Annotated in this window: 19 protein-coding genes; 8 read left to right on the plus strand and 11 right to left on the minus strand. The window is 57.2% G+C overall.

Going from position 1 to position 15063, the window contains the following annotated elements; all coding sequences use genetic code 11:
- The first annotated feature begins 112 nt into the window (after nucleotides 1-112).
- The 3 genes from OKC43_RS06805 to OKC43_RS06815 are packed head-to-tail and all read left to right on the plus strand — an operon-like array spanning nucleotide 113 to nucleotide 1818.
- On the plus strand, nucleotides 113-508 hold the full coding sequence (locus OKC43_RS06805; RefSeq protein WP_139735860.1) for a hypothetical protein: 396 nt from the start codon (nucleotides 113-115) through the stop codon (nucleotides 506-508).
- A 12-nt stretch (nucleotides 509-520) separates the two neighbouring features.
- A complete protein-coding gene (locus OKC43_RS06810) occupies nucleotides 521-1582 on the plus strand; it encodes a methyltransferase (RefSeq protein ID WP_236271524.1) in 1062 nt (353 codons plus the stop codon).
- Nucleotides 1583-1620: 38 nt separating this feature from the next.
- Complete coding sequence (locus tag OKC43_RS06815; RefSeq protein WP_236271525.1) at nucleotides 1621-1818, plus strand: hypothetical protein; 198 nt, start codon at nucleotides 1621-1623, stop codon at nucleotides 1816-1818.
- Nucleotides 1819-1859: 41 nt separating this feature from the next.
- On the opposite strand, the gene OKC43_RS06820 is transcribed toward OKC43_RS06815, so the two are convergent.
- Complete coding sequence (locus OKC43_RS06820; RefSeq protein ID WP_236271526.1) at nucleotides 1860-2768, minus strand: pseudouridine-5'-phosphate glycosidase; 909 nt, start codon at nucleotides 2766-2768, stop codon at nucleotides 1860-1862.
- Entirely contained in the window at nucleotides 2762-3853 is a 1092-nt protein-coding gene (locus OKC43_RS06825) for a PfkB family carbohydrate kinase (RefSeq protein ID WP_236271527.1), read from the minus strand. Before OKC43_RS06825 ends, OKC43_RS06820 begins: the two co-directional genes overlap by 7 nt.
- Before the next feature lie 204 nt (nucleotides 3854-4057).
- On the opposite strand from OKC43_RS06825, the gene OKC43_RS06830 reads away from it, so the two are divergent.
- Nucleotides 4058-4510 (plus strand): RNA methyltransferase, encoded by a 453-nt coding sequence (locus OKC43_RS06830; protein ID WP_236271629.1) that lies wholly within the window; start codon nucleotides 4058-4060, stop codon nucleotides 4508-4510.
- A gap of 120 nt (nucleotides 4511-4630) precedes the next feature.
- On the opposite strand, the gene OKC43_RS06835 is transcribed toward OKC43_RS06830, so the two are convergent.
- Entirely contained in the window at nucleotides 4631-5374 is a 744-nt protein-coding gene (locus OKC43_RS06835; RefSeq protein ID WP_236271630.1) for a hypothetical protein, read from the minus strand.
- Nucleotides 5375-5562: 188 nt separating this feature from the next.
- Here OKC43_RS06835 and OKC43_RS06840 point away from each other — a divergent pair, with 188 nt between their 5' ends.
- A complete protein-coding gene (locus OKC43_RS06840) occupies nucleotides 5563-5994 on the plus strand; it encodes a universal stress protein (RefSeq protein WP_005335309.1) in 432 nt (143 codons plus the stop codon).
- Nucleotides 5995-6071: 77 nt separating this feature from the next.
- On the opposite strand, the gene OKC43_RS06845 is transcribed toward OKC43_RS06840, so the two are convergent.
- The 4 genes from OKC43_RS06845 to crp form a co-directional block, all read right to left on the minus strand.
- Complete coding sequence (locus tag OKC43_RS06845; RefSeq protein WP_005354246.1) at nucleotides 6072-6707, minus strand: murein L,D-transpeptidase catalytic domain family protein; 636 nt, start codon at nucleotides 6705-6707, stop codon at nucleotides 6072-6074.
- A 174-nt stretch (nucleotides 6708-6881) separates the two neighbouring features.
- The gene (locus OKC43_RS06850) at nucleotides 6882-7988 is read right to left on the minus strand and encodes a porin (RefSeq protein WP_043820833.1); all 1107 of its coding nucleotides are present in this window, start codon (nucleotides 7986-7988) and stop codon (nucleotides 6882-6884) included.
- A 337-nt stretch (nucleotides 7989-8325) separates the two neighbouring features.
- On the minus strand, nucleotides 8326-9126 hold the full coding sequence (locus OKC43_RS06855) for a putative RNA methyltransferase (protein WP_005354241.1): 801 nt from the start codon (nucleotides 9124-9126) through the stop codon (nucleotides 8326-8328).
- Between the two features lie 125 nt (nucleotides 9127-9251).
- Nucleotides 9252-9890 (minus strand): cAMP-activated global transcriptional regulator CRP, encoded by a 639-nt coding sequence (crp, locus tag OKC43_RS06860; RefSeq protein ID WP_005335304.1) that lies wholly within the window; start codon nucleotides 9888-9890, stop codon nucleotides 9252-9254.
- A gap of 300 nt (nucleotides 9891-10190) precedes the next feature.
- On the opposite strand from crp, the gene OKC43_RS06865 reads away from it, so the two are divergent.
- Together OKC43_RS06865 and OKC43_RS06870 are read left to right on the plus strand one after the other, a co-directional pair.
- Entirely contained in the window at nucleotides 10191-10595 is a 405-nt protein-coding gene (locus tag OKC43_RS06865) for an OsmC family protein (RefSeq protein WP_005362569.1), read from the plus strand.
- A gap of 93 nt (nucleotides 10596-10688) precedes the next feature.
- Nucleotides 10689-10985, plus strand: coding sequence for an MliC family protein (locus tag OKC43_RS06870; RefSeq protein WP_040067985.1), 297 nt, complete (start codon nucleotides 10689-10691; stop codon nucleotides 10983-10985).
- A 141-nt stretch (nucleotides 10986-11126) separates the two neighbouring features.
- Here OKC43_RS06870 and OKC43_RS06875 read toward each other — a convergent pair whose 3' ends face one another.
- Genes OKC43_RS06875 through OKC43_RS06885 form a run of 3 tightly spaced genes read right to left on the minus strand, consistent with a single transcriptional unit; the run spans nucleotide 11127 to nucleotide 12823 of the window.
- Nucleotides 11127-11660 carry a DUF4136 domain-containing protein gene (locus OKC43_RS06875; RefSeq protein ID WP_236271528.1) on the minus strand — a complete coding sequence of 178 codons (534 nt, stop codon included), beginning with the start codon at nucleotides 11658-11660 and terminating at the stop codon, nucleotides 11127-11129.
- Nucleotides 11661-11676: 16 nt separating this feature from the next.
- Nucleotides 11677-12546 carry a phosphoribulokinase gene (locus OKC43_RS06880; protein WP_005335299.1) on the minus strand — a complete coding sequence of 290 codons (870 nt, stop codon included), beginning with the start codon at nucleotides 12544-12546 and terminating at the stop codon, nucleotides 11677-11679.
- Nucleotides 12547-12598: 52 nt separating this feature from the next.
- The gene (locus OKC43_RS06885) at nucleotides 12599-12823 is read right to left on the minus strand and encodes a YheU family protein (RefSeq protein ID WP_005335298.1); all 225 of its coding nucleotides are present in this window, start codon (nucleotides 12821-12823) and stop codon (nucleotides 12599-12601) included.
- Between the two features lie 97 nt (nucleotides 12824-12920).
- Between OKC43_RS06885 and OKC43_RS06890 the strand changes: the two genes are divergently transcribed.
- The gene (locus OKC43_RS06890) at nucleotides 12921-14072 is read left to right on the plus strand and encodes a GGDEF domain-containing protein (RefSeq protein ID WP_236271529.1); all 1152 of its coding nucleotides are present in this window, start codon (nucleotides 12921-12923) and stop codon (nucleotides 14070-14072) included.
- Here the strand turns inward: OKC43_RS06890 and OKC43_RS06895 are convergent.
- Nucleotides 14051-15037 (minus strand): hydrolase, encoded by a 987-nt coding sequence (locus tag OKC43_RS06895; protein ID WP_236271530.1) that lies wholly within the window; start codon nucleotides 15035-15037, stop codon nucleotides 14051-14053. The genes OKC43_RS06890 and OKC43_RS06895 overlap by 22 nt on opposite strands.
- Nucleotides 15038-15063 lie beyond the last annotated feature (26 nt).

A 15063-nucleotide genomic window follows, 5' to 3' on the forward strand; every position in this document is an offset into this window, starting at 1 on the left:
GCAACAACTTTGGAGAAAGAATTCTATTTCACCTTTATTTATTGAAAGGACACACATTTTATTGTCTCATTGTGTCGGCTTTGACAGGTTCCAATTACAAAGGGTTTCAAAAATGAAAATGCTCAAAATTATTATCAGCGCATTAACACTGCTGTTGGTTGCCGGTTGCTCAACTTCCCAGCCGGTCATGAATATGACCAATAGTCTGGTTCCAGCCAACCTCAGCGAACAGGAAATTTCTCGCGCCATTATTAATGCCGGTGTGAGCAAGACCTGGATCATGCGTGAAGAGCGTCCAGGGTTAATTACGGGTCATATTCAGGTTCGTCAGCATCAGGCTAATATCAGCATTCCTTATAACACCACTAACTATTCCATTAATTATGTGAGCAGTGTCAATTTAAATGACAAAGGTAAAGGAAAAATCCACCGTACTTATAACCGCTGGATTAACGGTCTGAACCAGGAAATTCAACTCGAGCTGAAACGCGCCAGCAGTAACAAGTAAGGTCGGTTTATTTTGAATCACTATCAGTCGGATCGTTATAACGCACTGGATGCCATCAGCCAGGCCCAGCGTATCGCCTTTGCTCCCATGCTGTTTCAGGCTGCCTGGAGTTTGCGCGAGTTTGGCATTCTGGCGTTTCTTGCCAAAGAGCGGCAGGGGGCGACCGCTGCGCAGATCGCCGAGGCGACCGGCTTGACCGAGTATGCGGTGAGCGTGCTGCTCGACATGGGGCTGGGTGGCGGCATCTGCCACCTCAACGGGGAGTGCTACCTGCTGGACAAGGTGGGTCACTATCTGTTGAGCGATCCCATGACCCGGGTCAACATGGATTTTGTCCAGCACGTCTGTTACAAGCCCCTTGCCCACCTGCAGCAGGCCATCGAAAGCGGTACGCCTGCCGGGCTCAAGGAGTTTGGCGACTGGTCAAATCTCTATGCTCACCTTAAGGATCTGCCGGAGCCGGCACGAAGCAGCTGGTTCCGTTTTGATCACTTCTATTCGGATTGGGCGTTCAAGCAGGCGCAGGATCTGGTACTCGGATATGAGCCGAGCCACCTCTACGATCTAGGGGGCAATACCGGCAAGTGGGCTATCTCGTGCGCCCAGCGTAGTCCCGAGTTGAAGGTGACCATCCTCGATCTGCCCGAGCAGATCGCCATGGCCAGCGAGCAGATCCGGGCTGCCGGGCTGGCCGAGCGGGTGCACGGTTATCCTGTCAATCTGCTGTCGGAGCAAGCGCTGCCCGGTGAGGCGGACATTTGGTGGATGAGCCAGTTTCTCGACTGCTTCAGCCACGACGAGATTGTCGCCATGCTGCGGCGGATACGGAGCAACATGAAGGAGGGGGCGAGGTTGTGTATCCTGGAGCTCTTTTGGGATCGACAGCCGTTCGAGGCGGCGAGTTTCAGCCTCAATGCTACCTCCCTCTACTTTACCGCTCTGGCTAATGGCAACAGCCGCTTCTACCACTCCAAGGAGTTGTACCAGTGCCTGCGCGAGGCCGAGTTCCATGTCGAGGATGATCACGACATTCCGGGGCCGGGCCATACCCTGCTGGTTGCCAAGCCATTGTGATAACGCCAGGAGAAGTGACAAACGTGAGCACTGTACAGATGAAAACCGTTCTGTTGATTGCAGGTGTGTTGCTGGCGGGGTGTGCAGAGATGAAGGGGGTTGGCCGAACGATTGGTCATACCTCCCGCGATGTCACCCGGGAGATCGGTCATACGACCCGAGATGTGACCAAGGAGATAGGCCACGGTGCGCGTGATACAGTCAAGGGCATTGGCAACGAGATCAAAAACATGTGATAGCAGGAGGGCCAACAGGCCCTCCTTTCATTTGCGCTTGATTACAGCGCAGCGGCGATGCAGGCACCGAGGGCCGCGTTGTTCAGTACCAGCTGAATGTTGGCGGCGAGCGAGTTGCCGCCAGTCAGCTCGCAGACGCGTGCCAGCAGGAAGGGGGTAGATGCCTTGCCCTTGATCCCCTGCTCGTCCGCTTCATGGAGCGCCCGGGCAATGGCTGCGTCGATATCGGCTTTCGGCATGGCGTGTGCGGTCGGGATGGGGTTGGCCACCACGGCGCCGCCCGCCAGTCCCAGCTCCCACTTGAGGCGAAGCGCCTCGGCGATGGCTGCTGGACTCTCCAGTCGGTAGTCGACCTTGAAGCCGCTCTCGCGGGTGTAGAAGGCGGGCAGCTCCTCGGTTTGATAGCCGATCACCGGCACGCCCTGGGTCTCCAGATACTCCAAGGTCAGCCCGATATCGAGGATCGACTTGGCACCGGCACAGACTACGGCCACCGGCGTTTGGGCCAGCTCCTGCAGGTCGGCCGAGATATCGAAGGTCTCCTGCGCGCCGCGATGTACCCCGCCGATACCACCGGTGGCAAAGACCCGGATCCCCGCCATGGCGGCGATGATCATGGTGGAGGCGACCGTGGTGGCCCCCATCCCCTTGCGCGCCAGCACGAACGGAATGTCGCGGCGGCTGCACTTGGTCACGTCGTGGCCTGCCCGGCCGAGCGCTTCCAGCGCACTCGCATCGAGACCCACCTTGAGGCGCCCATCGAGGATGGCGATGGTGGCCGGAATGGCGCCGTTATCGCGCACCACCTGCTCCACCTGACGGGCCGTCTCCACGTTCTGTGGATAGGGCATGCCGTGGGAAATGATGGTGGATTCGAGGGCGACGACCGGTTTGCCGGCAGCCAGCGCGGCAGCCACTTCCGGTTGGATATCGAGGTAAGCGTTCAGCATGAGTACTCCTCCAGTATGCGGTCAACGGCGGTCTTGCTCAGACCGGAAAAAACGGTATCGGAACAATTGACGGTGAGTGCGGCGCAGCCCAGGGCAAAGCGGGTGGTTTGGGCAATGTCGAGCTGTTGCAGCCAAGCGTGGGCAAGGCCAGCCATAAAGGCATCCCCGCCGCCGGTGACGTTGAGTACCGGACTACCCAGTACCGGCAGGTGACCCTGCTGCTCGCCATCGCTGTAGAAGATCCCCAGTTCACCCAGACTGAGGAACAGTCGCTTGACCCCGGCGCGGTGGAACCAGGCGGCTACCATGGACCAGGTTTCGGGCCCGGCGATGGTCATACCGCACAGCTGCTCGGCTTCGCTTCGATTGGGTTTGAGGGTGTGGATCTTGCCGAGCCAAGGGCGGATCTTCTCCACCTTGGCCACCGAAACGGTATCGACAAAGATGGCATGCTCCCCCTGTCGCTCGAACAGCCAGTCGAGGGTGTGGATGGCCAGATTGGTATCGAGCACCCAAAGCCGGGCACCGCCGAGAAAGCCTGCGAGGGGGGTCAGGCGGGCAGGGGTGAGCTGCTCTATGATGGCCATGTCATTGATAGCGCAGCTCATTTCGCCGCTGCCATCATGCAGGCTGAGATAGCAGGAGGTGGCGTGACCATCGAGCACCAGAGTCTGGCGCACATCGACGCCGGCCCGCTGGCTCACTTCCAATAGATGGTGGCCATACTGGTCGTTGCCGACCGCTGTCAGCAGCCGGGTGTCGCTGCCGAGCCGCGCCAGATTCTCAGCGATATTGCGGCCGACACCGCCTGCCGAGGTGCGCACCTTGCCCGGGTTGGAGTCGCCGAGCAGCAGGTTGTCATGGCTGGTGCCGCAAATATCCATATTGGCACCGCCGATCACCACTACGTAGGGGCCCTCTCGCAGTACATAACCTCTGCCTTGCACATATCCCTGCCGGATCAGGCTGGAGATGTGGCTGGCCAGCGCGGAGCGGCTGATGCCGAGGCGATCGGCCAGCTCCTGCTGGGCAATCATGGGATCCTGACGCAGCAGGGCGAGGATCTCTTGTTCACGCTCAGTCATAGACAAACATCCATTTACAAACGTTTGTCCATTATTGCTGGGAAACGTTTGCTGGCTATTAGCTTGTACAAAATTTGTCGGCTTGCGCACAAAAAATCGACATTCAAAGCTGGGTTGGCAAGCGGTTTAGCCGGGGAGGGGACTTTTAACGGGTCGGTGGCCCTGCAACGGCTTATAATGGCCGCCGCAAGATGAGGAGAGATGATGGAAAAGAGTGCATTCTGCTGCGTGGGGCTGGTCAATCCCAAGTCTCCGGAAAATGTCGGCTCAGTGATGCGGGCTGCGGGCTGCTACCGGGTGGACGAGGTCTACTACACCGGCAACCGCTTCGAGCTGGCGCGCCGCTTTGCCACTGATACCAAGCAGATGGTGGAGAAGATCCCGCTGCTCGGGGTGGATGATCTGATGGCGTTTATCCCGCAGGGATGCGTGCCCGTGGTGGTTGATCTGATCGACGGCGCTACACCGCTCCCCGACTATGTCCATCCGGAACGGGCTTTTTATATCTTCGGGCCGGAGGATGGCACGCTCGATCCTGCCCTCTATGGCGCGGTGAAAGATGTGGTTTATGTGCCGACTCAAGGCTGCATGAATCTGGCTGCCTCGGTCAATGTGATCCTCTATGACCGATTGGCGAAGGGGTTCCGGCAACCCTGAGTTGTGGCGTGGCAACGGTGACTCAAACCGTAATGGAAACGGTGTTGCTTATGGGCAGGTTGCTGGCGGTGGTCACTGTTGACGGGGCTGCGGCATCCTTCTCTTTCCCCTATGGTGGGATCAGTTTTCGCCGGCCTTGACCGCCTGCTCCTCGAGAAAGTCGCGGTAGTAGTCATAGAGGTGATAATGGCGATATATCTCGGCCAGCGTGCCGCGACGGATCAGATTCACCATCTCTTGATCCCACAACTGCAGTAGCCGGTCGCCCTGCTCGGTATCGGCAAAAATGGGGTAAGTCGGGAGCCAGCGCAAAATGGTGCGGTACATATTGGCCGGGGTCTCATCGGCGGAATGGAGCACGCCAGCGGTCAGGTAATAGCGATAGCGCCCCTTGCCAATCAGCTGCAGGGCCATCTCATGACTGTCGATCTCGTGCCACCGCATGGTAACCGGAAGATATTTATCCAGCACCCATCCTCGCCGCCAGAGTACGGTCTCTCCCTCCAGGCTGCGCTCTCCCCGCCATTGTGGCTGCCACTGCTTGAGCATGAAGACAGTCACATCATCGGCGGAGGCTGGCTGACGGGGCTGTTTGACCCCCTTGATCTCGTCCCGATAGACACTCATCGCCATATCCCCCTCTTGCCTGGCTACCATGGCGACGGCGCGTTTGTAGGGCACGATATGGGGCACGATCTGGTAGCCGTGGGGTTGGTAGATGGTTCGCACCAGATCGAGATAGATACCGCGGCCATCCGGTTGGCAGAAACCGGGCCAGCCATCGCAATAGACGTGAATATCGGCTGTGCGAGCGTGGGCGATCACACACAGAGAGCAAAGCAGCAAACAACCGATGCGCAGCATGGTCAGCATTATCCTCGCAGGGGTGAGGAGAGCATTTATCACCTGATTTATACCATGCATTGATCGCGGCGGGCGGAGAAAACATCTCGCATCTCCATTTTGCGACAGGGTCGAGGGTTATTTGCGGTCGGATCGTTATGATCGAGTAAAGATTCAATAGCACCCCAATCAGTAGAGGAGACTGCATTATGCCATCGATCAAGACTCTGCTCTGTCCAGTCGATTTTTCCCAAATGTCTCGCGCGGTACTCGACTATGCCGTTTTCATGGCACAGAGCCATCAGGCCCAGCTCAAGCTGATCCACGTGGTTGATCAACTACACGGTTTTGACAGTTACAAGATCCTTCATATGACGGCCATCGAGATAACCCACGAGATGGAGCGTCAGGCCAGAACCCAGCTCAAAGAGCTGGTTGCCACCCTGCCGATCCCGGCCACCTTTGATATTCGCTTTGGCCGCGCCGCCGATGAAATTGTCATTCAGGCCAAGGAGGATGAGGTTGAGCTGATCGTGATGGGCAGCCACGGTCGCTCCGGTATCAGCCATCTGCTGGTAGGCAGTGTCGCCGAGTCTGTGGTGCGTCATGCACCCTGTCCGGTACTGGTGGTGCGCCAATAACGCGCCACGTTTAGTGTGAAAAGCGTAACAAACAAGGCCAGCGATTGCTGGCCTTGCGTTTTCTGGTGTTGTACCCGCTAGCCGTGAGCGTAGATGACACTCCCCCCCTTGATGGTATCTATGATGGCCCTGGCCTGCTCTTTGGGCAGGGCGGGGCAACCCCAGCTGCGGCCCAGCTTGTCATATTTGCGCAGATGGGTCGGGCTGGCATAGGCGGCGCCATGTACCACGATGGCACGCTTGCGGGCATTGCTGTTCTTGCCAGGGCTGAGCCCGTCCAGCCGCAGGGAGTAGCCATGCTTGCCCAGATAGGTTTCTGCAGTGCGATAGACGCCAAGGGAACTTTGGCGGGAGTTGAGCTGGTTGGAAAAGTGTTTTGCTGCCAGTTCACCTGAGTTGCGGCCATGACTGACCCAGGTGTGATAGAGCAGCTTGTGGCGTTTCATATCGATGACAAACAGCCTGCGCTGGGTGGATGGCTTGCTGTAATCGATGATGGTGAGAATGGGTTTGCGTTTGTGGCGTACAGTTTGATAACTGTTGAGTGCCTGACGAAAGGTCTGTTTATCCAGCTTGCCGGCCAGACCCAGTTGACGATAGAGGCTCTGATCCCAGCTGGCATCTGCCGTGCTGCTCCAGATGAGCGATATCAACAGCAGTGGCAACAGCAGCCATCCGCGTTGCCAGTCTATGTTCCCGCGCGCTTGTCTCATCCGTGAATATCTCCTTGTCACTCCCTGTCAACGACGCGGATATTGCCATCAATCCGCTCGATAGTTATATGCAAGGTGCTGAAAAGGCGCAATAAAAAAACCGGCCGCAGAGCGGCCGGAAGTAATTCAAACAGTAGACATTGGTATCACAGGGTATAACTGACTTCCAATTACTTAGAAGTTGTACTGCAGGGCAACCGCGACTACGTCGTCGGTGTTCTTGCCCAGAGAGTTGGTGGACTTGCCATCTACGGAGTCCAGCAGGTTCAGCTTGTAATCAACGTAGGCGTTGAAGTTCTCGGTGAAGTTGTACCAGGCACCGATAGATACGTACTCGGTGTAGGTATCATCGATACCGCGAGCGGAGTCTTTCACGTCAGTGCGCAGGTAGGCCAGAGAAGGCTTGAACTTGCCGATGGTGTACTGGGCAACGGCTTCGTAGCCATCCATCTTCTCGGCGTAGCCGTTGTTGACGAACAGGTGGTCTTCACCGTGGGAGTAGGTTGCAGCCAAGTAGAGGTCGCCAGTTGCATATTTGGCGCCGAAGCCCATCAGCTTGGCATCCTTGTCGCCACCGAAGGCGGCATAGCGAGCTTGCTCGTCGGTCTTACCAGCTTGGTTATAGGCAGCACCCAGGCTCAGGCCCATATCGAAATCGTAGTTGGCAGATACTGCGAAGCCTTCAGCAGAACCTTTGCTATTCCAGCTTTCGCCGTTGTAGGTGTTGCCGTTGAAAGATTCAGTGATTGCACTGCGACCGGCGTTTTGCGGATCGTTGTTACCGGTGAACTGGGCACCCAGAGTCAGACCCTGATAGGTGTAGATGTACTGGGCCAGACCGTTGGTACGGCCGGTGCCGAATACTTCGGTATCTTTGCCCAGGCCGTCACCGCCCCACTCAGGCAGGACGTCGGTATAGTTGTTGACGGCCTTGGTGAACAGACCATCCTGACGACCATAGCTGAATGCGCCGAAACGGTCGTGCTTGATGCCGGCATAGGCATAACGCAGCTCGTCGTTGTCAGAACCGGAAGTCGGCAGGTTGTACTCGGCAAAGCCGAACGCCTTCATCTCGGGAGCAATCTTGGTCTCGCCAGCAACGTGCAGACGGAAGTAGCTCTGGTCACCTTCGGAACCGTTGTCGTCAGTACCGTAGTAAGCACCTTGTGCACGGCCGCCGATTTCCAGCTTGGTATCGTTCTGGTTGTAAACGGTAGCAGCATGGGCGCCGCTCGCCAGCAGCAGGCTGGAGATGGCAATAGTCAGTGCAGACTTCTTCATATGCGTTATTCCTCTGATGTAAACACTTCCGAACTTGTTGTCGGTTCTGTGAAATCGGAAATGGTCCGATAGCCACACGGTAGGCGTCCCAACCTTGACTGGGCCTGAATCCATCGTTGTTTAATTGAGGTGACGAGGTCGTTATCAAGACTGGGTGTGACGGTTTTTGACAAGATAAAAAGAGATTAAATTCAATGAATTATTTTCTAGTGACTTTTTTGACATCAAGGCTGTTCTGAGCAACAAGGTCGATGGCTCAAGTTGTGAGCTAGATCACGCAGGGGAGAATGGGGGCGGGGAAAAAACGTGGGGAGCCTTGCAAGGCTCCCCCCAGTGATCAGATGGGCTTTTGCCACAGGGTCAGCAGCAGATCCTGTTCCAGTTCATTCGGGCCCTGTTGAGCGAAAGCGTGACGCTGCTCACCGGTTGCCCGCCAGCCAAGACGGCTGGTCTCCAGAATAAAGCTGCGCATGGCCTGATCCATGGTGAGGCTGAACTGGCAGCGCTGTTGAGCCATCGGATTGAGGCCGCCGAGGGTTGGCCAGCTGAGAGGGTGTTCCATGCTCACCGGATTGAGGCTGACCCGCAATTGCCACTGATGACGGGGACCCGGCTGCAGATAGAGCAGATAGCCACCGGGGGCCAGCCAGCTGACCAGCTGTTCAGTCTTGACCTTGAGATCGTTGACCAGCAGCACCTGAGCAGAGCCCGGTTGCAACGGCGCGCGAGCGGGATCGGCAATGACAAACTGGCCGTCCGGCTGCGCTTTTTTGGCGGCAAAGATGGTGTTCTTGGCGATATCAACCCCAGCAAACTGCCAGCCGGGCAGGCGCTCTGCCAGCGCGCGGCAGTAGTAGCCTTCACCGCACCCAAGATGGATCAGCTCTTGTGGGGCCAGCGGAGCGAGCAGGCCGGCCATGGCCTCAACCAGCGGCAGTTGGTGGCCGGCCTCCAGGAAATGGTGCTTGGCGCGCATCAGGGCCCGGCTGTCGCTGTCTTTGGGGTTTTTCTTGCCGGGGATGAGATCCAGATAACCTTCCGGTGCCGGATCGAAGTGATGCTTGTTGTCGCAATAGCGCCCCTGGGAGGCTTCATGAAGATGGAGCGGACTGCGGCAGCGGGGACATTGAAGATGCATAGTAACTCTCTGGGCGAATGCCGGAACAGTGAAGGGCGTTCGGGATTATAGGGGAGAGGATCAAAAAAGGCTGCCGTAGCAGCCTTTTTTATCCCAAGGCCTCAGTCAGGCCTGCGGACGGGTCATCAGCGAGTGCCAAATACCACAATGGTCTTGCCGTGGGCAGAGATGAGCTCCTGCTCTTCCAGCATCTTCAGGATGCGGCCCACGGTTTCACGAGAGCAGCCGACGATCTGGCCGATCTCCTGACGGGTGATCTTGATCTGCATGCCATCCGGGTGGGTCATGGCATCCGGCTGTTTGGCCAGGTTGAGCAGGGTCTGGGCGATCCGGCCGGTCACATCCAGGAAGGCGAGGTTACCCACTTTCTGGCTGGTGTGTTGCAGGCGCTTGGCCATCTGGCCAGAGAGACGCATCAGAATGTCCGGGTTGACCTGGATCAGCTGGCGGAACTTCTTGTAGGAGATCTCTGCCACTTCGCAAGAGCCTTTCGCGCGAACCCAAGCGGAGCGCTCGGGGTTCTCGTTCTCCTCGAACATCCCCATCTCGCCCAGGAAATCGCCTTGGTTCAGATAGGAGAGGATCATCTCTTTGCCCTCATCGTCCTTGATCAAGACGGCCACAGTGCCCTTGACGATGTAGTAGAGGGTCTCCGCTTTTTCACCCGCATGGATCAGGGTGCTCTTGGCGGGATACTTATGAATGTGGCAGTGCGACAAGAACCATTCCAGGGTGGGATCGCTTTGCGGTTTGCCAATGACCATGAGAATTCCTCTGTAGTGTCTTTTTATGGACTTGTGCGTCCGGGCAAGCTGCCAATCTTGCCATTCCTTGTATTGGTCGCAGTAGGATAAGAGCCTTTGCCTGTGCTGACAAGGCTTTGCGGGCTTTTGACAGAGCCCTTTGAGTAATGCCTGCTGCGCCGCTCCGGCCATTCTAGGGAAGATAGAGGTCGGAGATGTTGATTTTGATCTATTTCCATCCCAACTCCCCCTGTTCGGCAGAGATAAGCGACTGGGTTATGCTAGGGATCCATCATCATGATTAACAGGAGAGAGTGCGAGATGAAAGCCAAGGTCAGCTGGGTGGAAGGGATGAAGTTTGTGGGTGAGAGTGAATCCGGTCACAAGGTGATCCTGGATGGTGCCAACCCCGGTGAGGGGGCCAGCCCGATGGAGATGATCCTGCTGGCGGTCGGTGGCTGCAGCTCCATTGATGTGGTTTCCATCCTCGAAAAAGCGCGCCAGTCGGTGACCGCATGCCATGTCGATGTCAGTGGCGAACGGGTCGATAGCGTGCCCCGGGTTTTCGAGAAGATTAATCTGCACTTCGTGGTGACGGGCAAGGGATTGGCAGAGAAACAGGTGGCCAGAGCGGTCGATCTGTCGATGGAAAAATACTGTTCTGTTTCCCTGATGTTGGAAAAAGCGGTACAAATTACCCATAGTTATCAAATTGTTGAAGCTTGATAACGATTGTTTCGTTGGTACCCTGGCATAAGGCCGTTACGTAAGGCCACTGCACAAGGCCATGACATAAAGCCATTACATAAGGAAAGTGCAATGAAAAAATTGATCGCTCTGCTTCCCCTTTTGGGTCTGGCGGCGTGCAGCAGCCCGCAACCTACCCAGTATCAATACAGCCAATACCAGTGTGGCGAAGAGATGCTGGCCGTTACCTATGATGCTCAGGCTGACATGGTGCAGTTCCCCTATGCCGGGGTTTACCACAAGCTGGCGCGCGTTGAGTCAGAGTCTGGCGCCAAATATTCCGACAGCGTCACCACTTTCTGGAATCAGGACAAACAAGCCCTCCTCACCCAGAAAGGGGTCACACTGCTGACCTGTACACTTAAATAGGTGACCACAGATAGCTGAAGGTGTGCGGCTTTGTGTCCGGGTCTGGCCTAGGCCGGATTGGGTCAAGAGGTTGAGACCACAAAAAACGGCTTGCCGGGAGGCAAGCCGTTTTTTTATCTATCCATTATCACTAAACAAGCGCTAGTTGGTGGGGACGCGATGGAGCAGCTCGGCCGCGAGCTGCTGGCTAAGCGCCTGACGCTGGCTATCTGCAATGCTCACGTCGCTGGTCAGCTGGATGATGCTGCTCCAGACTGCTTTCTGGGTTTTACGATCGAGCAGCACGATGGCCAGCGACCCTTTGCGCTGGTTGACCGAGGCATATACCCCAGGCGTCATGCCAAGGCGCGCGAAAATTTCGCCGTCACTCATATCCTTGCCGCCCGCGACGCCGATGGCGACCCAGAGATCCGCCTCGTCGAGCGGTGCACTCTGCCACCCCTTGCCATTGAGCTCCCGGCTCACCGCCTGCTGCATCGGCTCCAGCCACCCTTCCGCCAACTCACCGGCAAATTGATACTGTTCGGCCAGGGCGTAGCGCGGGGTTGCACCATAGGTCCAGTTGCCCATCGGGCGAACCAGCATGGTGCCGGACTCCAGCGTGGGGGCCGCTGGCCCGCTGCTGCAACCGCCAAGCAGGGCGAGCAGTGCCACAGAGAGATAAGCAAGCCGCATCGTGAACTCCTTTGAATCAGGTTATTTTGCCGGTTTCGATCAATTGCTGGATAAGCGGGCGCAGGATCAGCTCCATCGCAAAGCCCATCTTGCCACCCGGCACCACTATGGTGTTCATCCGCGACATGAATGAGCCATCGATCATCGACAGCAGGTAGGGGAAATCCACCTGCTTGATACCGCGAAACCGGATCACCAGCATACTCTCGTCCAGACTCGGGATCACCTTGGCGCTGAAGGGGTTGGAGGTATCCACCGTCGGCACCCGTTGGAAGTTGATATGGGTGCGCGAGAACTGCGGGGTGATGAAGTTGATGTAGTCATCCATGGAGCGAACGATGGAGTCGGTCACCGCCTCTCGGGAATGCCCTCGCTCCGAGGTATCGCGGATCAGCTTCTGGATCCACTCCAGGTTGACGATGGGCACTACGCCGATCAGAAAATCCACGTGGCGCGCCACATTGTGATCCTCGGTGACCACGCCGCCGTGCAGCCCTTCATAAAACAGCAGATCGGTATTGCTGGGCAGATGCTGCCAGGGGGTGAAGGTACCGGGCATCTGGTTGAAGGGCACCGCCTCGTCAAAGCTGTGCAGGTAGCGGCGATACTGGCCATTACCATCCTGCCCATAGCCCTGAAAAAAGCTCTCCAGCAGCCCGAAGTCATTGGCCTCAGGGCCAAAATAGCTGATATGACGCCCCTGCTCGCGCGCCTTGCGGATCGCTACATCCATTTCCGGTCGGGTGTAGCGGTGAAAACTGTCACCTTCCACCACAGCCGCGGTATATCCCAGTTGATGGAACATGGAGCGAAAGGCGTTGGTGGAGGTGGAGGTGCCGGCACCGGACGAACCGGTAACAGCGATAATGGGGTGCTTGGCCGACATGGGATTCTCTCTTCCTTGGGAATTCCGTTATAAGGTCCGGATTGCGGTTGGGTCAAGACTGCTCGATGAAGCGGTCTTTCATCACGATATTCACCGATTCGTGCAGCTCGCTATAGACGATAACAGCTTTGCCTTGCTGTAATTGTTCTCTCACTGCATCGACTTTGACGCCAAGCGGTACATCCTGCTCTCCATATTCGGTTCCTTCCTGCAACACAAAGTGTTCGATCAGGTTGGTCAGGGTGTCGCCGTCCAGTTCTTGCCAGGGAATGATCATTTAAAGGTCTCACAGCAAAAGAGGTGATCGTCAGGCTATTGTTGTGTTGAATCCCGCGAATGCAATCACTTTTTACCTTTTCACCGGAGTCTAAGAGATGTTGTCTGAAGCGCAGCGCAGCGCGCCGTTAACCCTGACTGAGCATCTGGACAGTGCACGTCGAGAGGCGATTGCCCGAGGCATGGTGTGGTTCTGGTTGTTGAACTGGCTGGTGGTGTTGTTTCTTTCAATACGCTACGAGGTTTACAGTCAGGTCGGGCTCGCCAGTGATGACAGCTTGCCCTGGCGCTTTCAGAGTGAGCTGGCCCTGGTCATGGTGGTGCTATTGCTGCTACCTGTTGTCAGCCTGTTTTGTGACCATCTGCAGGACCGCCTCTGGTTACGGATGGCTGCGCTGGTGATGGTGCTATGGGGCGGACTCTGGACGCTGCACATCTACACGATTGGTCAGGTGGAGCTGCGGGGAGGGGTCAGCTATGCCAACGGGATCATGCGGCTCAACCTGCTGGCCGCGCTCATCGCGTTTTATCCCGATCGCAAGGTTTTTTATGGCTATCTCTTGGGCCCGATGACGGTGGGTGTGGGGTTGGAACTCTTTTTACGCGTCGATTTTCCCCAGATCTACCTGCTTGGCGTGTTGTTTGGCGTGATTGCTCTGGAGGTCGGCCGTCGCATGCTGCACCGCTGGTTTGAGTTGGCGATCATACGGGAGCATGAAAATCTGACGCTGCTGCGCCAACTTGATCAGCTCGCCAAGCAAGATCCTCTGACCGGTGTCGCCAACCGGCGGCATTTCAATATCGAGTTGGAGCGAGTGTTGGCCCATAGCCAGGAGAGCGGCGCTCCGCTATCGCTCATCCTGATCGATGTGGACTATTTCAAGCGCTTCAACGACCACTATGGCCATCAGGTGGGGGATATGTGTCTCAAGGAGGTGGCACAAGCGCTCAACCGTGCGGTACGCACGCCATCTGATCTGGTTGCCCGCTATGGCGGGGAAGAGTTTGTGCTGCTGCTGCCCAATACCGACCGTAAGGCGGCGGCCAGCGTGGCGCAGCGGCTGCAAGATGGCCTGGCCAGCCTGCAGCTGGAGCATCTGGCGTCCGATGTTGCCCCCTGGGTGACGGTGAGTCAGGGGATTGCCAGCAATGTGTCCGGCGAAGGGGCTAGCCAGTTGCTGGAGCGGGCCGATCAGGCGCTCTATCGGGCCAAGGAGTCGGGACGCAATCAGTTCTGTGTTACGGAGTGACTCTGTTCGGCAATCCAGCGACTGATCCGTTCATCCAGCCAAAACCGTGGCCGCCAGGGCGTGCCGTGCAGAAAGCCGACATGGCCGCCGCGCTGGCTCAGCTCATAGCGCACCGTGGGCGAGAGTTGCTCCGGTCGGGGAATGACCGCGTGTGACATAAAGGGATCGTCGGCGGCGTGCAGGATAAGGGTAGGGATGGGGATTTGAGCCAGCAGCGGTAGCCCCGAGCAGCTCTGGTAGTAGTGGCTGGCGCTGTGAAAGCCGTGCAGCGGCGCGGTGACCAGCTCGTCAAAGTCGCGCAGGGTGGCAATCTGCTCCACTTGTCGAGGTTGCCAGCGTTCACTCGCTTTTTGCTGCTGGCTGATCTTGTTGAGCAGGTTGCGGCGCATGGTGCGCAGCAGATAGTTCTGATAGACCTTCGAGAAGCCCTGATTGACCCGCTCGGCGCAGCTCGCCAGTTGCAGCGGGGCCGAGACCACCACCGCCGCTTTCAATGCCGCAGGACAGCCCCGTGACAGCAGATTGACCAGCATATTGCCACCCAGTGAAAAGCCGATGGCGATCAGTGGTTTGCCCGGGAAGCGCTGGCTCAGCTCGGTAATCAGCTCCTGCGCATCACCGATGGCGCCGGAGTGATAGGCCTGCAGGTGGCGATTGGGCTCGCCACTGCAACCGCGAAAGTGCATCAGCACGGCCTCTCTGCCCTCTTGCTGCAGGTGGGCGAACAATCCCTTGGCGTAGTGGGAGTTAATGCTTCCCTCCAGCCCGTGAAACACCACTATCAGCGGCCGTTCATCAAGGCTGACTTCCCCGCTCCAGGCGAGGTCGACAAAGTCCCCATCCTTCAGTTCAAACCGCTCCGCCACAAAACGGGCAGGGGTGCGGCGCAGCCATTTGGGCAATATGGTCTGCAGATGAGGATTGCGTGCCCACCAGGGGGCGTGGAAGTGGCTCTCGGTCAGCATGGGGTCAGTCGGTCTGGGTCGAAGAT

Origin of the sequence: Aeromonas sp. Y289-2 (assembly GCF_027705925.1) — a bacterium.
Classification (GTDB): domain Bacteria; phylum Pseudomonadota; class Gammaproteobacteria; order Enterobacterales; family Aeromonadaceae; genus Aeromonas; species Aeromonas veronii.

Excerpts from the sequence above, each read along its gene's own strand:
- OKC43_RS06805 (WP_139735860.1), top strand. The coding sequence starts at position 113 with ATGAAAATGCTCAAAATTATTATCAGCGCATTAACACTGCTGTTGGTT.
- OKC43_RS06815 (WP_236271525.1), top strand. The coding sequence starts at position 1,621 with ATGAAAACCGTTCTGTTGATTGCAGGTGTGTTGCTGGCGGGGTGTGCA.
- OKC43_RS06820 (WP_236271526.1), bottom strand. The coding sequence starts at position 2,768 with ATGCTGAACGCTTACCTCGATATCCAACCGGAAGTGGCTGCCGCGCTG.
- OKC43_RS06825 (WP_236271527.1), bottom strand. The coding sequence starts at position 3,853 with ATGACTGAGCGTGAACAAGAGATCCTCGCCCTGCTGCGTCAGGATCCC.
- OKC43_RS06830 (WP_236271629.1), top strand. The coding sequence starts at position 4,058 with ATGGAAAAGAGTGCATTCTGCTGCGTGGGGCTGGTCAATCCCAAGTCT.
- OKC43_RS06835 (WP_236271630.1), bottom strand. The coding sequence starts at position 5,374 with ATGCTGCGCATCGGTTGTTTGCTGCTTTGCTCTCTGTGTGTGATCGCC.
- OKC43_RS06840 (WP_005335309.1), top strand. The coding sequence starts at position 5,563 with ATGCCATCGATCAAGACTCTGCTCTGTCCAGTCGATTTTTCCCAAATG.
- OKC43_RS06845 (WP_005354246.1), bottom strand. The coding sequence starts at position 6,707 with ATGAGACAAGCGCGCGGGAACATAGACTGGCAACGCGGATGGCTGCTG.
- OKC43_RS06850 (WP_043820833.1), bottom strand. The coding sequence starts at position 7,988 with ATGAAGAAGTCTGCACTGACTATTGCCATCTCCAGCCTGCTGCTGGCG.
- OKC43_RS06855 (WP_005354241.1), bottom strand. The coding sequence starts at position 9,126 with ATGCATCTTCAATGTCCCCGCTGCCGCAGTCCGCTCCATCTTCATGAA.
- crp (WP_005335304.1), bottom strand. The coding sequence starts at position 9,890 with ATGGTCATTGGCAAACCGCAAAGCGATCCCACCCTGGAATGGTTCTTG.
- OKC43_RS06865 (WP_005362569.1), top strand. The coding sequence starts at position 10,191 with ATGAAAGCCAAGGTCAGCTGGGTGGAAGGGATGAAGTTTGTGGGTGAG.
- OKC43_RS06870 (WP_040067985.1), top strand. The coding sequence starts at position 10,689 with ATGAAAAAATTGATCGCTCTGCTTCCCCTTTTGGGTCTGGCGGCGTGC.
- OKC43_RS06875 (WP_236271528.1), bottom strand. The coding sequence starts at position 11,660 with ATGCGGCTTGCTTATCTCTCTGTGGCACTGCTCGCCCTGCTTGGCGGT.
- OKC43_RS06880 (WP_005335299.1), bottom strand. The coding sequence starts at position 12,546 with ATGTCGGCCAAGCACCCCATTATCGCTGTTACCGGTTCGTCCGGTGCC.
- OKC43_RS06885 (WP_005335298.1), bottom strand. The coding sequence starts at position 12,823 with ATGATCATTCCCTGGCAAGAACTGGACGGCGACACCCTGACCAACCTG.
- OKC43_RS06890 (WP_236271529.1), top strand. The coding sequence starts at position 12,921 with ATGTTGTCTGAAGCGCAGCGCAGCGCGCCGTTAACCCTGACTGAGCAT.
- OKC43_RS06895 (WP_236271530.1), bottom strand. The coding sequence starts at position 15,037 with ATGCTGACCGAGAGCCACTTCCACGCCCCCTGGTGGGCACGCAATCCT.